General features: G+C 72.7%; 16 protein-coding genes. 7 read left to right on the plus strand and 9 right to left on the minus strand.

Annotation, left to right across the window (positions count from 1 at the left end):
- Position 1 precedes the first annotated feature (1 nt).
- A complete protein-coding gene (locus ACGFI7_RS15495; RefSeq protein WP_393404406.1) occupies positions 2–919 on the plus strand; it encodes a GNAT family N-acetyltransferase in 918 nt (305 codons plus the stop codon).
- A 2-nt stretch (positions 920–921) separates the two neighbouring features.
- Here the strand turns inward: ACGFI7_RS15495 and ACGFI7_RS15500 are convergent, their stop codons facing one another.
- Positions 922–2,034: an exo-beta-N-acetylmuramidase NamZ domain-containing protein gene (locus ACGFI7_RS15500; protein ID WP_393404409.1), complete on the minus strand. Its 1,113-nt coding sequence runs from the start codon at positions 2,032–2,034 to the stop codon at positions 922–924.
- Positions 2,035–2,092: 58 nt separating this feature from the next.
- On the opposite strand from ACGFI7_RS15500, the gene murQ reads away from it, so the two are divergent.
- Positions 2,093–2,992, plus strand: a complete 900-nt coding sequence (gene murQ, locus ACGFI7_RS15505; RefSeq protein ID WP_393404411.1) for an N-acetylmuramic acid 6-phosphate etherase — start codon at positions 2,093–2,095, stop codon at positions 2,990–2,992.
- Positions 2,993–3,054: 62 nt separating this feature from the next.
- A complete protein-coding gene (locus ACGFI7_RS15510) occupies positions 3,055–4,119 on the plus strand; it encodes a serine hydrolase domain-containing protein (RefSeq protein ID WP_393404414.1) in 1,065 nt (354 codons plus the stop codon).
- A gap of 9 nt (positions 4,120–4,128) precedes the next feature.
- Here the strand turns inward: ACGFI7_RS15510 and ACGFI7_RS15515 are convergent, their stop codons facing one another.
- Complete coding sequence (locus tag ACGFI7_RS15515) at positions 4,129–5,007, minus strand: TIGR03619 family F420-dependent LLM class oxidoreductase (protein WP_393404416.1); 879 nt, start codon at positions 5,005–5,007, stop codon at positions 4,129–4,131.
- A gap of 141 nt (positions 5,008–5,148) precedes the next feature.
- Here ACGFI7_RS15515 and ACGFI7_RS15520 point away from each other — a divergent pair, with 141 nt between their 5' ends.
- Both ACGFI7_RS15520 and ACGFI7_RS15525 read left to right on the plus strand, forming a co-directional pair.
- Positions 5,149–6,000: a phosphotransferase family protein gene (locus tag ACGFI7_RS15520; protein ID WP_393404419.1), complete on the plus strand. Its 852-nt coding sequence runs from the start codon at positions 5,149–5,151 to the stop codon at positions 5,998–6,000.
- Between the two features lie 55 nt (positions 6,001–6,055).
- Positions 6,056–6,316 carry a zf-TFIIB domain-containing protein gene (locus tag ACGFI7_RS15525; protein WP_393404422.1) on the plus strand — a complete coding sequence of 87 codons (261 nt, stop codon included), beginning with the start codon at positions 6,056–6,058 and terminating at the stop codon, positions 6,314–6,316.
- A gap of 60 nt (positions 6,317–6,376) precedes the next feature.
- Here ACGFI7_RS15525 and ACGFI7_RS15530 read toward each other — a convergent pair whose 3' ends face one another.
- Together ACGFI7_RS15530 and ACGFI7_RS15535 are read right to left on the minus strand one after the other, a co-directional pair.
- Entirely contained in the window at positions 6,377–7,354 is a 978-nt protein-coding gene (locus ACGFI7_RS15530) for a hypothetical protein (protein ID WP_393404424.1), read from the minus strand.
- A 37-nt stretch (positions 7,355–7,391) separates the two neighbouring features.
- Positions 7,392–7,922, minus strand: coding sequence for a CGNR zinc finger domain-containing protein (locus ACGFI7_RS15535; protein ID WP_393404426.1), 531 nt, complete (start codon positions 7,920–7,922; stop codon positions 7,392–7,394).
- A gap of 247 nt (positions 7,923–8,169) precedes the next feature.
- Between ACGFI7_RS15535 and ACGFI7_RS15540 the strand changes: the two genes are divergently transcribed.
- Positions 8,170–9,936, plus strand: a complete 1,767-nt coding sequence (locus ACGFI7_RS15540) for an AMP-dependent synthetase/ligase (protein ID WP_393404429.1) — start codon at positions 8,170–8,172, stop codon at positions 9,934–9,936.
- Positions 9,937–9,978: 42 nt separating this feature from the next.
- On the opposite strand, the gene meaB is transcribed toward ACGFI7_RS15540, so the two are convergent.
- The 5 genes from meaB to mtnA form a co-directional block, all read right to left on the minus strand.
- Positions 9,979–10,938, minus strand: a complete 960-nt coding sequence (meaB, locus tag ACGFI7_RS15545; RefSeq protein ID WP_393404431.1) for a methylmalonyl Co-A mutase-associated GTPase MeaB — start codon at positions 10,936–10,938, stop codon at positions 9,979–9,981.
- A 109-nt stretch (positions 10,939–11,047) separates the two neighbouring features.
- Positions 11,048–13,192 carry a methylmalonyl-CoA mutase gene (gene scpA / locus ACGFI7_RS15550; RefSeq protein WP_393404434.1) on the minus strand — a complete coding sequence of 715 codons (2,145 nt, stop codon included), beginning with the start codon at positions 13,190–13,192 and terminating at the stop codon, positions 11,048–11,050.
- Complete coding sequence (locus ACGFI7_RS15555) at positions 13,189–14,922, minus strand: methylmalonyl-CoA mutase family protein (protein WP_393404436.1); 1,734 nt, start codon at positions 14,920–14,922, stop codon at positions 13,189–13,191. Before ACGFI7_RS15555 ends, scpA begins: the two co-directional genes overlap by 4 nt.
- 53 nt (positions 14,923–14,975) lie before the next feature.
- Entirely contained in the window at positions 14,976–16,847 is a 1,872-nt protein-coding gene (locus ACGFI7_RS15560) for a peptidoglycan-binding protein (RefSeq protein ID WP_393404439.1), read from the minus strand.
- 78 nt (positions 16,848–16,925) lie between these two features.
- A complete protein-coding gene (gene mtnA / locus ACGFI7_RS15565; RefSeq protein ID WP_393404442.1) occupies positions 16,926–17,864 on the minus strand; it encodes an S-methyl-5-thioribose-1-phosphate isomerase in 939 nt (312 codons plus the stop codon).
- A gap of 92 nt (positions 17,865–17,956) precedes the next feature.
- Here mtnA and ACGFI7_RS15570 point away from each other — a divergent pair, with 92 nt between their 5' ends.
- The gene (locus ACGFI7_RS15570) at positions 17,957–19,609 is read left to right on the plus strand and encodes a serine/threonine-protein kinase (RefSeq protein ID WP_393404444.1); all 1,653 of its coding nucleotides are present in this window, start codon (positions 17,957–17,959) and stop codon (positions 19,607–19,609) included.
- Positions 19,610–19,634 lie beyond the last annotated feature (25 nt).

The following is a 19,634-nucleotide window of genomic DNA, read 5'->3' on the forward strand; positions in this document are numbered from 1 at the left end:
CGTGAGCACCCGTCCCCGCCCCGAAGCCGCGCTGCCCGTGCCGGAGTCCGGCGGGCCGGTCCGCGTGCTGCGGAAGCTGCGCGGCGCCGATCTGGCGCGGGCCGCCGAGGTGGCGCGCGCGGCACTGACGCATGACGAGGCCGAGGCCGAGGCGCTGGTGGAGCGGCTGGCCGCGCCGCCCGCCAACCGCCGCTGGGCCGCGCTGGTGACCGGCGGTGGCCTCGCCATGGCGTCGATGTCCACCGCCGACCCGGCCGTCGGGCACGTCGACCTGCTCGCCGTGCACCCCGGGCATCAGGGCCGGGGGCAGGGCAGGGAGCTGCTGCGCGCGGCCGAGGGCTGGCTGCGCGGGGAGGGCGCCCGCCGGGTCCGCCTGGCCGGGAACCCGCCCTGCTACGCCTGGCCCGGCGTCGACGTGCGTTACACGCCCGCCGCCTGCCTGGCCGAGAGCCTCGGCTACGAGCGCGACCACATCGCCTGGAACATGACGGCGGACCTGGACACCGACCTGGACGTGCGGGCCGACGTGGAGCGCCTGGCCGGGCTCGGCATCGAGGTCCGCGCCGCCGGGGATGACCGGCGGCGGGTGGCCGAGTTCGTCCGCGAGCACTGGAACGACTCCTGGGCCTGGGAGACGACCAACGCCGCCGGGCTGCACCACGCCGAGCGTGACGGCCGGGTGCTGGCCTTCGCCGCCTGGGGCGCCCGCCCGTCGTGGTTCGGGCCGATGGGTACCGCGCCCGAGGCCCGCGGCACCGGCCTGGGCCGGGTGCTGCTCCGGCTGTGCCTGGCCGACATGCGGGCGGCCGGGCAGCGGACCGCCCAGATCGGCTGGGTCGGCCCGCTGCGGTTCTACTCACGCGCCGTCGGCGCCCGCGCCGAGCGCGTCTTCTGGCAGTACGGGCGCGAACTGGCGTGAACTCAGCCGTAGAGGAGAGGTCCATCGGGGGGAGCGGGCTCGGCGCACAGGTCGCGCGGATCCTCCCCGGCGTCCAGGCGGCGGGTCAGGCTGTCGGACCCCCACAGGTGGTCCATGAACAGCTCGGGCCCCCGCCACTCCAGGTGCTCCGGGTAGAGGGTGCGCGCCACGTGCAGCATGCTCACCCCGGTCAGCACCGGGCGGAACGCCTCCGGGTCGTGCACGTGCAGCTGCACTCCCCGTACCGGGACGCCGGCGTGCTTGTGGAAGGTGGGCGTGAACCACGTCTCCCTGAACCGCACGCCGGGCAGGCCCAGCGCGGCCAGCGCGGGCGCGAACCGCTCGTCCGCGTACGGGGCGCCGACCAGCTCGAAGGGCCGGGTGGTGCCGCGGCCCTCGGAGAAGTTCGTGCCCTCGAACAGCCCGGTGCCCGGGTAGACGAGCGCGGTGTCCGGGGTGGGCATGTTGACCGACGGCATGATCCAGGGCAGCCCGGTGGCGGCGAACGTCAGGTCGCGCCGCCAGCCGTCCATGGTGATCACGTGCAGGTCGGCGTCGAAGCCGAACAGCGTGGCCAGCTCCCCCACGGTCCTGCCGTGCCGCAGCGGCACCGGGAAGCGGCCGACGAAGCTGGCGAACGCCGGGTCGAGCGGCGGGCCCTCGGTGACGGCGCCGCCGAGCGGGTTCGGCCGGTCCAGCACCACGAACCGCAGCCCCAGCCGGGCGGCCGAGGCCAGCAGGTCGTACATGGTCCACACGTAGGTGTAGAAGCGCGCGCCCACGTCCGCGATGTCGAACACCAGCGTGTCCACCCCGGAGCGGTCCAGCAGCGCGTCCAGCGCCTCGCCGTCGGTCTTGTGCGTGTCGTGGACCGGCAGGCCCGTCCTGGCGTCCACCGCGTCGCCCTCGCTGAAGCCGGCCTGCGCGGTGCCGCGGATGCCGTGCTCGGGGCCGAACAGCGCGGTCAGCGGCACCTCGGCCGCCAGCAGCGCGTCGGCGGTGGGGGTCAGGTCGGGGAGGACCCCGGTGGGGTTGGTGATCAGACCCAGGCGCGTCCCGCCCGCCAGCGAAGGATCCGCGGCCAGCCGTTCTGCTCCGGTGCGTACGTATGACATGAACCCCAGTGTCTGAAAGATATTTACAAGAGGGAAGTAGAAGGTGGAAATTAGCGTCATGATTGATCCGCTACCCGAGCTGTCCACCGAGCAGAGCGATCCGCGCTACAGCCAGATCGACCGGCTGCCCACACTGCAGATCGCCCGATTGATGAACCAGGCCGACGCCGCGGTGCCGGCCGCCGTGGCCATCGCCATCCCGGCCATCTCCGACGCGATCGACGCGATCGCCGAGCGGATGGGCAAGGGCGGCAGGCTGCTGTATGTCGGCGCGGGCACGTCGGGCCGGCTGGCCGTGCTGGACGCCTCCGAGTGCCCGCCGACCTTCGGCACCGACCCGGAGCTGGTGCAGGGGATCATCGCGGGCGGCCACGAGGCGCTCACCCGCTCGGTCGAGGGCGCCGAGGACGACGCCGAGGCGGGCGCCGCCGCCCTGGCGGACCTGGAGGTGGGCCCGCTCGACTCGGTGGTGGGCGTCTCGGCCAGCGGGCGCGCCCCTTTCGTGCTGGGGGCGCTGGCGGAGGCGGCCCGCCGGGAGGCGCTGACCGTGAGCCTGTCGTGCAACGAGGACTCGCCGCTGTCGGCGGCCGCCGAGCACCCCATCGAGGTGGTGGTCGGGCCCGAGGTGGTGACGGGCTCGACCCGGCTCAAGGCCGGCACCGCCCAGAAGCTGGTGCTCAACATGATCTCGACGATCTCGATGGTCCGGCTGGGCCGCACGTACGGGAACGAGATGATCGAGATGTCGGCGATGAACAGCAAGCTGGCCACCCGCGCGGTGCGGATGGTCAGTGAGATCACCGGCGTGGGCCACGACGAGGCCCGCCTGGCGCTGGACGCGGCCGGCGGGCAGGCGAAGGTGGCCGTGCTCATGATCAGGCACGGCCTGGACGCGGAGGGCGCCCGCGCGCTGCTGCGTTCCCACGGGGAACGGCTCAGCGACGCGCTGAGCGGCTGACGGGGTTCCCGGCGCCTGGGCGGCGTCTTACGGGATGATTTCGACGTACGGGGGAGCTGAGGATGTCCGACCGGCTGGACGCGATCCTGGCGGAGGCCGTGCCTGAGGTGTGCCCGGCGGCTGTCGCGCTGATCGCCGTGGACGGCGCCGTCGTGGCGGCCTCGGCCGCCGGCGAGCTGGTGCGCTACCACGACGCCGGCTTCACGCTCGCAAAGCACCGGCCGCCCGCGAGCCGCGAGGCCGTCTTCGACCTGGCCTCGATCAGCAAGCTGTTCACCACGGCCGCCATCCTGTCGCTGGCCGAGGAGGGCACGCTGGCCCTGGACGAGCCGGTGGCGGCCTGGCTGCCGGGGCGCGACCCCCGGATCACCCTGCGCCGCCTGCTGACGCACACGGCGGGTTTCCAGCCCACCCGCCGCATCGACCTGGAGCTGCCGGACGCCGATCCGGCCGCGCGCATGGCGGCCATGCTCGACACCCCGGTGACGGGCCCGGTGGGCGGTCCTTACGTGTACTCCGACGTGGGGCTGGTGATGGCGGGCCGGGTGGCGGAGACGGCCTCGGGCACGCCGCTGGACGAACTGGTCCGCGCCCGCGTGACCGGCCCGCTGGGGCTGGCCGGCACCGGCTACCGGCCGGTCCCGCGCGACCCGGCCGACGGGCTCTCGCGCGTCGCCGCCACCGAGTGGAAGCCCGAGCGGCCGTGGCCCGGCTGCGTGCGGGGCGAGGTGCACGACGAGACCGCCTACGCGCTCGGCGGGGTCGCCGGGCACGCCGGGGTCTTCGGCCCCGCGGACGACGTGCTGGCGCTCGGCGAGGCGCTCCGGCTGGGCGGCGGCGCGGCGCTGCGCCCGGACACCGTGGCCGAGATGCTGCGCGACCAGGGCGTGGCGGACGCGCCGTTCGGGCACGGGCTGGGCGTCCGCCTCGGCGACCCGGGCATCGTCGGCCCGCTGCACGACGCGTTCGGCCATTCCGGCTTCACCGGCACCTCGCTGGTCGTCTCGCCGTCGCGCCGGCTGACGGTCGTGCTGCTGACCAACGCCGTCCACCCGGTGCGGGGCCGCCCCGGGATCCGCGAGCTGCGCACGGCGGTCGCCGCCGAGGCCCTGCGCCTGGCGTCCTAGCGACCGTCGTCAGGCGGACGGGGCGAGGGCCTCCAGGAGCTCGCCGGCGTGGCGCAGCGCCTCGCCGGGGTCGGCGGTGACGACGTGCGGGTCGAAGTTGAGGTCGTGGAACAGGTCGGTCACGCCCTGCTCGGCCAGCCACGCGACGTCCCCCCTGATCTCGTCCAGGGTGCCCGTCAGCGGGCGCCGCTCCCCCGGCTCGGAACGCACCCGGGTGACGCCACGGCAGACGAACCGCAGCGCCTCAGGGTCGCGCCCGGCCGCCTCGGCCGCCGCCTTCACCAGGGCGATGCGGGCCGCGATGCCCGACAGGTCTTCGCGGCTGGAGCTCACCCACCCGTCGGCCAGCCGTCCGGCGCGGCGCAGCGCCACCTCGGCCGTGCCGCCCAGCAGGATCGGCGGCGGCGCCGGGGACGGCTTCGGGTCGGCGTACGACGGCGAGATCCGGTAGAACTCGCCCTGGTGCTCCACCACCTCGGCGCCCCACATCTTGCGCAGCACCTCGACGAACTCCTCGCCCCTGCGCCCGCGCCGTGCCTGGTCTACCCCGGCCGCCTCGAACTCCTCGGGCACCCACCCGAGCCCCAGCCCGGCCGTCAGCCGGCCGCCGGAGACGGTCTGCAGGGTGGCGAGCTGCTTGGCCAGCGGCACCGGCTGCACGAACGCGTTGACCACCGCGACGCCGAGCCGGATCCGCTCGGTGACGCCGGCCAGGTAGGCCAGGGTGATCAGCGGGTCGTGCACGCTGCGGTAGGTCGGCCCCATGGGATGCCCGACGGGATAGAGCACCCGCTGGAAGGTCCACAGCTCGTGGTAGCCGAGCCGCTCGGCCCGGTGGGCGATGGCGCGCATGGCCTCAGGCGTGGCCCATGCCCCCGCCTGGGGCACGGCGAATCCGATTCTCGTGACTCCTCCGCTCCCGGGAAACGCTCCCGCCCGCCTCGGTGAGGCGGGCGACAGGCGAGCCGATTCGATCACAGGAAATCTATCAGGGGCGTCGGCCGTATCCGATCGCTCTAGTCTGTACGCGTGGGTCTTGAGGCGGAGCTGGCCGGGGTCGCCGGCACGTACGGCGGCGGCGGCGATCCGGTGCGTCACCCGACGCGCTCCGACTCGGTGGTGGTGCGGCGCGGCGAGGTGGTGGTGAAGGCGCACGCCGTCCGCGAGGACGTGCCCGGCCTGCGCGCCCGGTTACGCGCCTGCGCGTCCGCCGCGCTGGCCGGGGTGATGCTCGCGCCGCTGGTGCCCGAGGTGCTGACGGTGGCGGGCCGGGCCGTGACGGTGTGGCCGGCGGGCCGGCCGATCCGGCAGGAGGAGGCGGAGGACGCCCCCTGGGAGGAGGGCGCCCGGCTGCTGGCCCGGCTGCACGCGGTGCCTCTCACGCTGCTGCCGCGGATGCCCGCGTCGGGCGGCCCGGAGAGGGCGGCCAGGGCGGTGCGCCGGCTGGAGGCCGACGGCCCGGCGGAGCGGCTGGTCCGGCGGACGTTCGACGAGCTGCCGGAGCCGGACACGGGCCCCGCGCTGCTCACCCACGGAGACTGGCACCTGGGCCAGCTCGTGTTCCGCGACCGCTGGCTGCTCATCGACGCCGACGACCTCGGGGTGGGCGACCCGGCGTGGGACCTCGCCAGGCCGGCCGCGTGGTACGCGGCGGGGCTGCTGGAGGAGGAGGTCTGGGACCGGTTCCTGGGCGCCTATCTGGCGGCGGGCGGCCCCGCGCTGGGCGGCGGCGACCCGTGGCGCCGCCTCGACCTGCCCGCCAGGGCGGTCACCGCGCAGCTCGCCGCCGTGGCCCTGGGCCACGCCCGCAAGGAAGGCCGGGAACTGGACGAGGTCGAGCAATCGTTGGTCGAGGCGTGCAGCAGAATCGTCAGAACGTGACGGCGCCGCGCACGATAGGTTTCAGCCAGGACCACGAGGCCAAGGAGTGCGTGAGATGCAGTGCCCGAAGTGCCGCGGCAACATGCGGACATATGAGCGCAACGGTATCCACATCGAGCAGTGTGACAACTGCCGGGGGATCTTCCTCGACTACGGGGAGCTCGAGACGCTGACCCAGATGGAGGCGGCCTACCACGCCGCTCCCCCGCCCCCCGCTCCCGGCGGCCCGGCCTGGGGCGCTCCCCGCCATGGCGGCCACTACGGGAACAAGCACCACCGCCAGCGCAGCTGGGTGGGCATGCTCTTCTCCAGCTGAGTCACCGGGAAGGGGGCCGGCGGGGCCCCCTTCCGTCTTGCTCGGCACGGGAAGTCCTGCTCAGGACGGGAAGTCGTCCGGGTCGACCTTCGAGGTGCGGGCGTTGCCGCCGGCGATGGCGTGCAGCGTGATCCGCCAGTCGTGCCAGCGGATCTGCGTCGCGGTGTAGGTGGTCTTGAACCGCACCGACTTCTGGAAGCGCTCGAAGCTGCACTCCCGGGTGAACGATCGGCTCTTGCCGTCCCAGTCGACGCCGTGCGTGAAGTAGACGCGGTAGTTGCCGTCGCCGACGTTATTGATCTTGAACTTGCCCTTCTTGCGCACGTACACGCTGTAGACCTTGGACTTGCCGCGCATCAGGCTGACCACCGCGTCGCGGGTGCCGCCGTTGTGGATCTGCAGCGAGCTGCGGCCGCCGGAGCCGCCCTTGCGCAGGAACTGGCCGGTGCGCAGCCGCCTGTTCTTCTTGCTCGACGCCTTCACCGACACGATGTCGGCCTCGTAGTCGCCGGCGTCCTCCAGTGCCTTGCCCGCCCGGTCGAGGGCGGTGAGCGAGTCGTCGAGGTCGGTGAAGACCGCCCCGGGGGTGCACAGGCTGCGGCCGCCCACCTTGGTCGCCGACGTGCCGAGCTGGAGCGCCACCTCGCGCAGGCTCTCCACGTACGCCTGGTGCTGGGTCTGGACCTCGGGGGGCGGGGTGAGCGCGGCCAGCTCGTCGGCGGCGCTCTGCAGGCTCTCCTGGGCCTTGACCACCCGCTGGTCGAGCGCCTTCAGCGAGCGCGCGTCGGCCAGGGACTTCATGGCCTTGTTCATGGCGTCGTACCGGCCGTCGAGCTCGCTCTTGTAGGCCTCAGCCGTTAAGGCGGCGGGCGCGGGGGTGGTGGAAGTCGTCGGGTCCGCGGCGGCCGGCACACCGTCGCCGGCCACCCCGCCGGCGCGGGGCTCACCACCGGTGACGGGGGGAGCCGAGCTGCAGGCGGTGCCGGCTGTGAGCACCGCCAGGGCGAGCATGCTGGTGAAGATCCGAGGGGCAACCACCTGCCACACTATTGCCCGCTTCATCCCCCCACGTCAATCACGTTCCAGCCAGTCCTCTCTGCCGGTTCCGGTGCGCCGCCACGTTGACCCGGTTGGCACAGGCGAGCGAGCAGAAGCGCCTGCGCCCGTTGCGTGAGGTGTCCACGTACACGGTGCCGCACCCCTCCCGGTCGCAGCGGCCCAGCCGGCGCCCGTCGGAGAAGCAGATGGCCATCGCCAGCCCGCCCGCGGTGGTGTCCTTGGTCCTGGCCACGACGTCCGCCTCGACGGAGGAGAAGTGCAGATGGGGCTCCTTGCCGTCGTGCGCGCTCACGAACGGCCGGACCGCGGTGATCTCCAGCAGGTCGTTGACCAGGGAGATCTGCTTGTCGACCACGGGCTCGCCGAAGACCGGGTCAAGCCTGCGGGCCCACGCGCGCAGCTCCGCCGCCTGGTCCTGGGTCATCGCGGTGCGCAGCATCTCGTGCCCGGCCAGCAGCACGGCCATCGGGCCGGGCCGGAAGTCGGCGGCGTTGACCAGTGCCGCCGCGAGCGCCGCCCCGTTGCCCCCGTAAGTGTTGAAATGCATAAGGCCATTACATCAGGCTGGAAGCATGGATTCCAGGCACTTCCACGATCCGCTCGCGATGACCCTCGTCTCCACCCACCCGACCTCCGACGGTGTGGTGTCGTACCTCCGGTGCGCCTGCGGCGCCTGGGAAGTGCGCACCTCCTGCCTGGTGGGCACGGCCTCGGGGGGCCGCGGGCCGCACCCGTCGACTAGGGGCGCGCACTCGTCCTAGAGTCTCCTGCAACACCCCCACAGGAGGTCAGGCATGTCCAGCATCCCCGCCCTGCTCCGCGACCGGATCGCGGCCACCCCCGACGCCGAGGCGTACCGCACGCCGTCAGGTGAAGGCTGGACGTCGTTGTCGTGGCGCGCCGCCGGGGATCGCGTCCGCGAGCTGGCGCTGGGCCTGGCCGCCCTCGGCGCCGGGCCGGGCCGCCGGGTCTCGATCCTGTGCTCCACCCGGCTGGAATGGGTCCTGTGCGACCTGGCGGTGCTGTCGACCGGAGCCGCGACGACCACCATCTACCCGTCCAACACCGCGGCCGAGTGCGCGTTCGTCGTCAACGACTCCGGCACCTCGATCGTCATCGCGGAGAACGACGACCAGGTGGCCAAGCTGCGCTCGGTGCAGAAGGAGATGCCGGACGTCGCCCACGTGATCGTGATCGACGGCACGCCGAGCGACGACGGCTGGGTGATCCGGCTCGACGACGTGCCGGGCAAGGCCGCCGCCGAGGCCGACTACGACGCGCTGGTCGACGCCATCGGCCAGGACGACCTGGCCACCCTCATCTACACCTCCGGCACCACGGGCCGGCCCAAAGGCGTCGAGCTCACGCACGACAACTGGCTGTACGCGGCGAGCGCGGTCCGCGAGATCAACCTGATCACCCCCTCCGACCTCCATTTCCTGTGGCTGCCGCTGTCGCACTCGTTCGGCAAGCTGCTGGAGGTCGTGATGATCGACATCGGCGTGCCGACGGCGATCGACGGGCGGCTCGACCGCATCGCCGACAACCTCGGGGCGCTGCAGCCGTCGTTCATGGCCGCCGCCCCGCGCATCTTCGAGAAGATCCACAACACGGTGGCCGCCACCCAGCAGCGCGAGGGCGGCGTCAAGCTGAAGATCTTCAACTGGGCGCGCAAGACCGGCGTCCAGGTGGTCCGGGCGCGTCAGCGCGGCGCCTCGATCCCGGTGACGACCAAGATCGAGTTCGCGCTCGCCGACAAACTGGTGTTCAGCAAGCTCCGCGCCCGCTTCGGCGGCCGGATCCGCTACTTCATCTCCGGGGCGGCCCCGCTCTCGCGTGACATCGCCGAGTTCTTCGACGCGGCCGGGCTGACGATCCTGGAGGGCTACGGGCTGACCGAGTCGTCGGCGGGCAGCTTCCTCAACCGCCCGGAGAACGTGAAGTTCGGCTCGGTGGGCCAGCCGCTCCCCGGCACGCAGGTGCGCATCGCCGACGACGGCGAGATCCTCATCGGCGGGCGCGGCATCATGCGCGGCTACCACGGCCTGCCGGACGAGACGGCGGAGGCCCTGGAGGACGGCTGGCTGCACACCGGCGACATCGGCGAGCTCGACGACCAGGGCCGGCTCATCATCACCGACCGCAAGAAGGAGCTGATCAAGACCTCCGGCGGCAAGTACGTCGCCCCGACCCACCTGGAGGGCCGGGTCAAGGCCGCGTGCCCGTTCCTGTCGCACGTGTTCGTGCACGGCGACCGCCGCAACTACTGCACGGCGCTGGTGACGCTCGACATGGACGTCGCCAGGCCGTGGGCCGAGGCCGAGGGCCTGCCGACGGACCCGGAGGAGCTGCGCGGGCACCCGCGGATGCGCGAGGAGGTCCAGAAGGCGGTCGACCAGGTCAACGCCGACCAGGCCAGCTACGCCACGATCAAGAAGTTCGAGATCCTGTCGCAGGACTTCACCGTCGAGACCGGCGAGCTCACGCCGAGCCTGAAGGTCAAGCGCAAGGCCGTCGAGGAGCGCTACGGCGAGACCCTCGACTCCTTCTACGACGCGTGACCCTCCGCGCCGTGAGGCGCCGTGACCAGCGGCGCCTCCCGGTCAGGGGCGCTTGAAGACGGACAGGAGACGGTCGGCGGCGAGCGCCGGGGTCAGGGTGCCCGCGAGCACCTCCCGCTCGACCTCGGCGCGGATCGCCGACACGCGCGGGTCGTCGCGGAGCTCGGCCAGCAGCCGGTCGCGCACCATCGTCCACGTCCACTGCACCTGCTGACGGCGGCGTTTGGCCGCCAGGTCCAGCCCCTCCTGGTGGGCCAGCACCTGCCGCCACAGCTCGTCCAGCCCGTCGCCGGTCATGCCGCTGCAGGTGAGGACGGGCGGCGGCGTGCTGTCGGAGCGGAGCATGCGCAGCGCCCCCGCCAGCTCACGCGCCGCCTTGCGCGCCGCGAGCGCGTACTCGCCGTCGGCCTTGTTCACCGCGATGACGTCCGCCAGCTCCAGCACGCCCTTCTTGATGCCCTGCAGCTGGTCGCCGGTACGGGCGAGCGTGAGCAGCAGGAACGTGTCGACCATGTCGGCGACCGCGGTCTCCGACTGGCCGACGCCGACGGTCTCCACCAGCACCACGTCGAACCCGGCCGCCTCCACCACGACCATCGCCTCCCTTGTGGCCTTGGCCACGCCGCCGAGCGTGCCGGAGGTGGGCGAGGGCCTGATGAACGCGGCCGGGTCGACGGACAGCCGGGACATCCGGGTCTTGTCGCCGAGGATGCTGCCCCCGGTCCTGGTGGAGGACGGGTCGACGGCCAGCACCGCGACCTGGTGGCCCTGGCCGGTGAGCATGGTGCCGAGCCCGTCGATGAACGTCGACTTGCCCACGCCCGGCACGCCCGAGATGCCCACCCGGCGCGCCTTCCCGGCCAGCGGGGTCAGCGCGACGAGCAGCTCCTGGGCCATCGCCCTGTGGTCCGCCCGGGTGGACTCCACGAGCGTGATGGCGCGGGCGACCCAGGCCCGCGCCCCCGCCTTGACGCCCTGTACGTAGTCCTCCAGCGAGCGCACCCGACGCCCCTCCCGTTCACGAGTCCGGCTCCAGCCTCACATCTTCGCCCACGCCGCAACGGGACCGCCCCGGCACCTCCGATGCCGGGGCGGTCTCACGCGGGATGCGCTAGGAACGCCCGCGCAGCTCCTCCAGCAGTTCCAGGGCGGCGGTGGCGATCACCGTGCCGGGCGGGAAGATCGCGGAGGCCCCGGCGGCGCGCAGCTCGTCGAAGTCGTCCGGTGGGATGACCCCACCGGCCACGATCATGACGTCCTCGGCGCCGAGATCGGCGAGCGCCTTCTTCAGCGCGGGCACCAGCGTGAGATGACCGGCGGCGAGCGTGGAGACGCCGACGATGTGCACGTCGGCCTCGACCGCCTGCCTGGCCACCTCCTCCGGCGTCTGGAACAGCGGGCCGACGTCGACGTCGAAGCCCAGGTCGGCGAAGGCGGTGGCGATCACCTTCTGGCCGCGGTCGTGGCCGTCCTGGCCCATCTTGGCGACCAGGATGCGTGGCCTGCGGCCCTCCGCGCGCTCGAACTCGGCGCACGCCGCGCGGGCGCGCTCGATGTCGTCGGCCTGGCCGGCCTCGTCGCGGTACACACCCGAAATGGTACGGACCTGCTCGGCGTGCCGGCCGAACACCTTCTCCAGCGCGTCGGAGATCTCGCCCACGGTGGCCTTCGCGCGGGCGGCGTCGACCGACAGCTTGAGCAGGTTGGCGTCCAGGCCGGGGGCGGGATGGGCGGCGGCGTGGGTGAGCGCGTCGAGCGCCCGCCGGACCGCGTCCTCGTCCCGCTCGGCCCGGAGCCTGCGCAGCTTCTCCAGCTGCTGGGCGCGGACCGCGCTGTTGTCGACCTTGAGCACCTCGATCGGCTCGTCCGCCTGCGGCCGGTACTTGTTGACGCCGATGACCGGCTGGCGGCCGGAGTCGATGCGGGCCTGCGTGCGGGCCGCGGCCTCCTCGATGCGGAGCTTGGGCAGCCCGGCCTCGATCGCCTTGGCCATGCCGCCGGCCGCCTCCACCTCCTGGATGTGCTCCCAGGCCCGCTCGGCCAGGTCGTGGGTGAGCCGCTCGACGTAGTAGGAGCCGCCCCACGGGTCGATCACCTGCGTGGTGCCCGACTCCTGCTGGAGCAGGATCTGGGTGTTGCGGGCGATCCTGGCCGAGAAGTCGGTGGGCAGTGCGAGCGCCTCGTCCAGGGCGTTGGTGTGCAGCGACTGGGTGTGCCCCTGGGTCGCGGCCATGGCCTCGACGCACGTGCGCGCCACGTTGTTGAACACGTCCTGCGCGGTCAGCGACCAGCCCGACGTCTGCGAGTGCGTGCGCAGGCTCAGCGACTTGGGGTTCTTCGCGCCGAACCCGTCGACCAGCTTGGCCCAGAGCAGCCGGGCCGCCCGCAGCTTGGCGACCTCCATGAAGAAGTTCATGCCGATGCACCAGAAGAACGACAGCCGCGGCGCGAACCGGTCCACGTCCATCCCGGCCGCCACCCCGGCCCGCAGGTACTCGACCCCGTCGGCCAGGGTGTAGGCGAGCTCCAGGTCGCAGGTGGCCCCGGCTTCCTGGATGTGGTAGCCGGAGATGCTGATGGAGTTGAACTTCGGCATCTTCTCGCTGGTGTACGCGAAGATGTCGGAGATGATCCGCATGGACGGCGCGGGCGGATAGATGTACGTGTTCCGCACCATGAACTCTTTGAGGATGTCGTTCTGGATGGTGCCGGCCAGTTGCTCCGGCTCCACCCCCTGCTCCTCGGCCGCCACGATGTAGAGCGCCAGGATCGGCAGCACGGCGCCGTTCATGGTCATCGACACCGACATGCGGTCCAGCGGGATGCCGTCGAAGAGCTGCCGCATGTCGTAGATCGAGTCGATCGCCACCCCGGCCATGCCGACGTCCCCGGCGACGCGCGGGTGGTCGGAGTCGTAGCCCCGGTGGGTGGCCAGGTCGAAGGCCACCGACAGGCCCTTCTGCCCGGCGGCCAGGTTGCGGCGGTAGAAGGCGTTGGAGTCCTCGGCCGTGGAGAAGCCCGCGTACTGGCGGATGGTCCACGGCTGGTTGACGTACATGGTCGGGTACGGCCCGCGCAGGTAGGGCGCGGCGCCCGGATAGGTGCCCAGGAAGTCCAGCCCGTCGAGGTCGCGGGCGGTGTAGAGCGGCTTGACCGCGATGCCTTCCGGCGTCTCCCAGACCGGGGCGTCCGGCTCCTGGCCGTCGCTCCCGGACGGCCGGGCGTTCAGCGGGACGGTCGTGAAGTCGGGGATCATCGGGTCACCTCCAGGTCGCGGAAGGTCGTGCGCAGGACGTCGAGCGCGTCGCAGTCGGTGTGGACGCAGCCGTCGACGCCGGCATAGTCCCCCTTCCCCGCCAGCCAGACCGTGCGCGCGCCGGCCCGTCTCAGCGCGGCGGCGACCTCCTCGGCGTGCTGGGCGTAGAGCTTGTCGCTGGAGCACAGGCAGGCCACGGTCGCGCCGCTGACGGCGAAGGCGGTGGCGATCTGCTCGGGGTCGGCGCCGGGGCCCGCGGTCTCGGTGGCCAGGCCGCCGGCCCGGAAGAGGTTGGCGGCGAACGCGGCCCGCGGCGTGTGCACGGCGACCGGCCCGATCGTGGCGAGGAACACCTTGGGCCGCTCGGCCTGCGCGTCGGCCAGGTCACGCAGCTCCTCGTACTCCTGCGCGTACCGGATCTTCGGCAGCCCGGCGGCGAGCGCCGCGGGTGAGTGCGAGGCCAGGAACGGTCCATCCGGGGAGGCCCCGGCCAGCGGCTTCTCCTCCAGGTCCGGGAACTCGCTGACGCCGGTGAGCGGCAGGCGGCGGTGCGCGAGGTCGTCGGCGCGGCGCTCGCGGGTGGCGGCGATCCGGCCGGCCACCAGCTCTGCGGCGGCCTCGGCTCCGCCGGCCGCCTCGATCTCCTGGAACCAGGCCCAGGCCCGCTCGGCGAGCTCCTCCGTGCGGCGCTCGACGTACCAGGAGCCGCCGGACGGGTCGATCACCCGCCCGACGCCGGCCTCCTCCAGCAGCAGCGACTGGGTGTTGCGGGCGATCCTGCGGGAGAACGCGTCCGGCCGCCGGACCACCGCGTCGAAGGGCTGCACGGTCACCGCGTCGGCGCCGCCGACCCCGGCGGCGAAGCAGGCGACGGTGGTGCGGAGCATGTTCACCCACGGGTCGCGGGCGGTCATCATGGCCGAGCTCGTCACCGCGTGCTGGCGCTGCGGACCTGAGGCGCCGGTCACCTCCGTCACCCGGTCCCACAGCCGCCTGGCGGCCCGGAGCTTGGCGATGGTGGCGAACTGGTCGTCGGTGGCGGCGTAGCGGAACTCGAGCTGGTCGCACGCCTGCTGGACGGTGAGCCCGGCGGCGGTGAGCGCGCGCAGCCCTGCCACGGCGAGCGCGAGCGCGCAGCCGAGCTCCTCGGCGTCGCCGCCGCCCGCGTCGTGGTAAGGGGTGGCGTCCACCATGACGGCCCGCAGTCCCGGATGCCCGGTGGCGCACCGCGCCGCCAGCTCGGGAGCCTGCGGGCTGAGCGGCGAGGCGCCCAGGTTGCCGTGGACCGGCGTGTCAGCGGCGAGGGCGAGCAGGGCCTCGGCGGCCTCGCCGGTCCGCTCGCCCGCCTCGAGGACGACCGGCGCGAGGTCGAGCAGCACGCCCTTCAGCACCCGGGGCAGCTCAGCCACCGGGATCGCGCCGTCGCCGACGACCAGCCAGAGCGAGGTCACCCCGTTCTCCAGGTCGGCCAGCACCGCCTCGGGGTCGGGCAGCGCGTGCCGCTGCCGGACGTCCCAGCCGCCTGGCGCCCTCGACGCGCGCGCGAACGGCGCCGCCCCGGGCAGATCGGCGGCGTCGTACAGCGGTGCGACGGCCAGCCCGTCGTAGGTCGAGTGGGACAGCGCCTCTTCGGGCGTCTCCGCGTCGACGCCCGACTTGCGCAGCACCGCTATGGCCAACGCCCGCCAGTCGTCACGCGAGGTGGAAGGGAACCCCGCAGCCAGATCCATGGTCGGATAGTACGCATAGGCTGATTTGCGAGGTAACAGGGGTGGTCGGAGTTTTACGTCACAGGGGCTTCCCAGGTGAGCCGCCACGTGACGGGACCGACGACGCCGTCGTCGTCGATCTCCTGCTGCCGCTGGAACGCCCGGCACACCTCGCGCGAGCGCGGCCCGTACGCGCCGTCGACGTCGAGATCCCAGTCCCGGTCGGCCATCTTGGCCTGCCAGGTGCGCACGTCGTCGCCGCGCATCACCGGCGGGTACTTCAGCAGCCGGCCGGGGAACGGCGGCGCGGCCGGCGGCTCAGGATCGGCCGGGCCCTCACTCTGGCCGGGCCGCGGCGCGCCCTTGCGCACCCACGCGTAGAGCGGCTCGCCGGGGCAGTCGGTGGCGTAGCCGTCGCGGTGCCCCTTGATCTCCTTGCCCGCCCGGCCGTTCTGCCGGGCGTGCTCGATCGCGTCCAGGATCGCGTGCAGCATCCCGTCGGGCGGCTGCACCAGCCCCGCGTTGCCCACCAGGCCGAGCACCGCGTAGTGGCCCTGGTTGAGCCCCGACCCGTTGGCCGCCGGCAGCCGGTTGAGACCGCGGCCCTCGAAGACCTTCTGATGCGGACAGGCGACGAACGTGTTCCCAGTGAAATAGACGCTACCTGCACGACGGGCGAGCCACGACTGATTGGCAGTGCGTGGACACCAGATCTCGCCTCGATACGTCTCCAGGCTGATCTGGAAACTGCTTTGTCGTTGCGCTGCCGCCACAGGATGGAGGAATTGCTGGCGCCTGATGTTGACCAGCCACATGTCCGTTTTACAGGTGGTCGTGGGCGGCCTCCTTCTGATGGATACCGACTTACCTGCCAGGATGACCGCGAACATGAACGCCTCCGCGGCCGCCCTGTCTTTCTGCGCAAGTTTGTCGACTCCTGCATTGTCCGCCGCCAGCGACGTTTCGATGAACAGGGAAAGCTGCGCTCTGGTGAGGGTGAGCAGGAATTCGAACGAAGGCACCCGCCCTGGTGCGGCTTCGAGCAGCCGTCGACCCGCATCGGCGGACAGGTGGAACTCGACGAGGTGCCGGTTCGTCGTCTCACGCCAGCGGGGAACACCGTCAGTCCGGCGACCGGACCTGGGGAAACCGTCGCAGGCCGGCCCGAACACCGATGTGAGCGCCGCGCGTATCCTAGACACGTGGGCCGAATTCTTCAGTGACTGATAAAGAGCGACGCTCGTCGCGGCCGTGCCGTTTCTGAGGGTCATGATGTGTCCCTCGGTCCAGAACCACGCTGTCAACTCGACGAAGGCGTCACTCCACTTGGGCTCGGGCGGGAGGTCCACGCAAGGAGCCGCGAGCGGGATCCGGTCCCAGTAGCCCATCGTCTCGGTCGTGGCCCATCCACGGTCGAAGGACGTGACCGTCCGTGGCGACTTCCCTGTGGGCGCCCACCGCCCTTTGGCGTCCTTCTGCCTTACCGTGCCGGTACGCCGACGGCGACGCTCTACCGGCCAACGGTGCTGCGGCGTGGTGAGTGACGAGTGGGCCACGCCTTGCATGAGCACCAATTCTCGCGGCCGGGCAGGAAAGACGCACACCTCGAGAACCGGCTGCCATTCCGACACGCCGAGTTCATGGTTCAACGTGAGGACGGGGTCTCCGACCTTCAGATCTACATAGCTTTTCCAACCCTGCTGGGTGAGTATTTCGGTCTCTTCGTCGACGCAGTACCCGATGTCGATCCAGCCGTTGCCGTCCATGTGACTGCGTTGGATGGATCGGACCAGTTCCGCGCAGCGGGCATGTTCGTCGACGATCCTGGGATCAACCCGCCCGCCGGTGTAGTGGACCTTTACTCCTCGAGTGGAATCGAGCCGGGTGTACCCGCTACGTGGACGCCTGGCGCCCCACTCGTCCCTGCCGATCAGATCGATGGCCATCGCATCTCCCAGGGTCGACGATCAGACACTCAGCGTAACGCGACATCTACGAATTGGTCATGCGATCTGCTCTTTTCTTTACGGTCGGATTACCCGTCGTTCGGTCACGATCGCCGTGATCAGGTCATGGGGCGTCACGTCGAACGCCGGGTTGAGCGCGCCGGTGCCCTCGGGAGCCACGCGGGCGCCGCGGAACGCCACGACCTCGTCGGCCCCCCGGTCCTCGATCTCGATGTGCTCGCCGGACGGGGTCGCCGGGTCGATCGTGCTCTCGGGGGCCACCACGATGAACGGCACCCCGGCGCGGGCGGCGCCGAGCGCGAGCGCGTACGAGCCGATCTTGTTGGCGGTGTCGCCGTTGGCGGCGATCCGGTCGGCGCCGATCAGCACCGCGTCGACCCCTCCCCTGGCCAGCAGGTACGGGCCCGCGCCGTCGGTGACCAGGCGGTGCGGCGCGCCCATCCTGGCCAGCTCCCAGGCGGTGAGCCGGGCGCCCTGCAGCAGCGGGCGGGTCTCCAGGGCGAGGACCTCGGCGAGCCTGCCCCGCTCGTGCAGGGTCTGCGCGACGCCGAGCGCGGTGCACCGCTCGACGCAGGCCAGCCCGCCGGTGTTGCACACGGTCATGAGGCGCAGCCGGTCGCCTTCGAGCAGGTCGGCGCCGCGCTCGCCCATGGCGTGGCAGGCCGCGATGTCGTCGTCCCTGATCCGCAGCGCCGTCTCCAGCACCGCCTCGGGGCCCTCCGGGATGCGGGCGGCGGCCCGGTCGACGCCCCAGGCCAGGTTGACGGCGGTGGGCCGGGCGGCGCGCAGCCGGGCGACGGCGTCAAGGTCGCCCCGGGCCAGCACCACGCCGAGCGCCCCGGCCACGCCGAGCGCGGGAGCGCCGCGCACGGAGAGCCTGCGGATGGCGGCGATCAGCTCGTCCACGGTGTCGACGCGCAGGGTCACGCACGCGTCGGGCAGCCGGGTCTGGTCGATCAGCTCGACGGCGCCTTCGACCCAGTCGATGGTCCTCACCCGTCGAACGCTAGCGCAGGCGGCGAACCACCCCAGCACGGAAATTCGATCACCATACCGACGGACCGGGGCGACGGGTAACGTAACCACCCATGGCACGCCCCCTGACGCCTGACGACCCGGCCGAGCTCGGCGGTTTCCGGCTGACCGGGCGGCTCGGCGAGGGCGGGCAGGGCGTGGTCTACCTGGCGCACTCCCCGGCCGGCGAGCCGGTCGCGATCAAGCTGCTGAGCACGGGTGACCGCGAGACGCGGACGCGGCTGGCCCGCGAGCTGGAAGCCCTGGAGAGCATCGCCTCGTTCTGCACCGCGCGGGTGCTGCACGCCTCGACCGACGGGCCCCGCCCGTACGTGATCAGCGAGTTCATCGACGGGCCCTCCCTTGCGGAGCGGGTCGTGAGCCGGGGTCCGCTGGCGGGCGGCAACCTGGAGCGGGTGGCTGTCGGCACGGCCACCGCGCTGGCGGCGATCCACGCGGCCGGGGTCGTGCACCGTGACTTCAAGCCGGCCAACGTGCTGCTGGGGCCCGACGGGCCGCGGGTGGTGGACTTCGGGATCGCCAGGGCCGAGGGCGCGGCGACGATGACGTCGGGGCTGATCGGCACGCCCGCCTACCTGGCGCCGGAACAGATCGGCGGCACCCCGGCGTCCCCGGCCTCCGACGTGTTCGCGTGGGCGGCGACGGTGCTGTTCGCGGCGACCGGGGTGAGCCCGTTCGGCGCGGACACGGTCCCCGCGGTGCTCCACCGGGTCCTGCACGCCGAGCCCGACCTGCGGCCGCTGCCGCCCCGGCTGCGCGGCCCGATCGCGGCCGCCCTGGCCAAGGACCCGTCCCGGCGGCCCACCGCGCAGTCGCTCATGGTCCGCCTGGTCAACCCCGACGCGGCCGCCCCGTACGAGCAAGTGACGGACGGGCACCCGGCCCGCCCGGACGGACCGCGGGACCCCGGCGGATCCGGTCCGTCGCCCGGCGGGTCGTGGGACCCGGGCCGATCCGGTCCGGGGCCTGGGGCGCCGTGGGATCCGGGCCGGGATGCGGAACGGGGCGGATCAGGCGGGCCGGGCCGTACCGGGCCGGGGGCGCCCGCTCTCACCACCGGGCCGGGGCGGCGGCGTTCGGGGGCGGTGCTGGCCGGGGTGCTGGCCGTGGTGGTGGCGCTGGCCGCCGGCGGGGCGGCGCTGCTGTGGACGAACCGCGCCCCGATCCTCGGCGCACTGGGCGCCGACGGCACCGCCACGCCCGGCGCCGTCACCACCGCGTCCACCACGCCCACCGGGTCCCCGGAGCCCCGGACCGGCGAGCCCGGCCAGACCGGCGAGTCCACTCCGGCGGGCGAGCCCACGGAGGCCGGGGAACCCACGCCTGAGGCGTCGGCCGGCGACGGGAACGCGCGGATCCCCGCCGCGTTCGCGGGCACCTGGAAGGGCACCGCCGACAGCGAGATGATGGGCAAGAAGTTCGACGACGAACCCGTCACCATCACCCTCAAGCAGGGCGAGAACACCGGCACCTGGCACTCCCCCGGTGAGAGCGCGGGTTGCCAGACCGGCACGCTCCAGCTGACGCAGGTCTCCGGCTCGACGCTGACGTTCCGGCTCGGCGGGCTGGGCGACGTCTGCGCGGTGTTCGAGAGCGCCGGCGGCCTGGGCGTGACGCTGGAGCGCACCCACGAGGACCGCGCGGATTACGAGCTGACCATGCCGCTCGGCGGGAAAAGCGAGGGCGAACTGAGGCGTACGCGTTAAAGTTTTCGACACGCCCATACGAGGA

This window comes from Nonomuraea sp. NPDC048826 (assembly GCF_043198225.1).
GTDB lineage: Bacteria > Actinomycetota > Actinomycetes > Streptosporangiales > Streptosporangiaceae > Nonomuraea.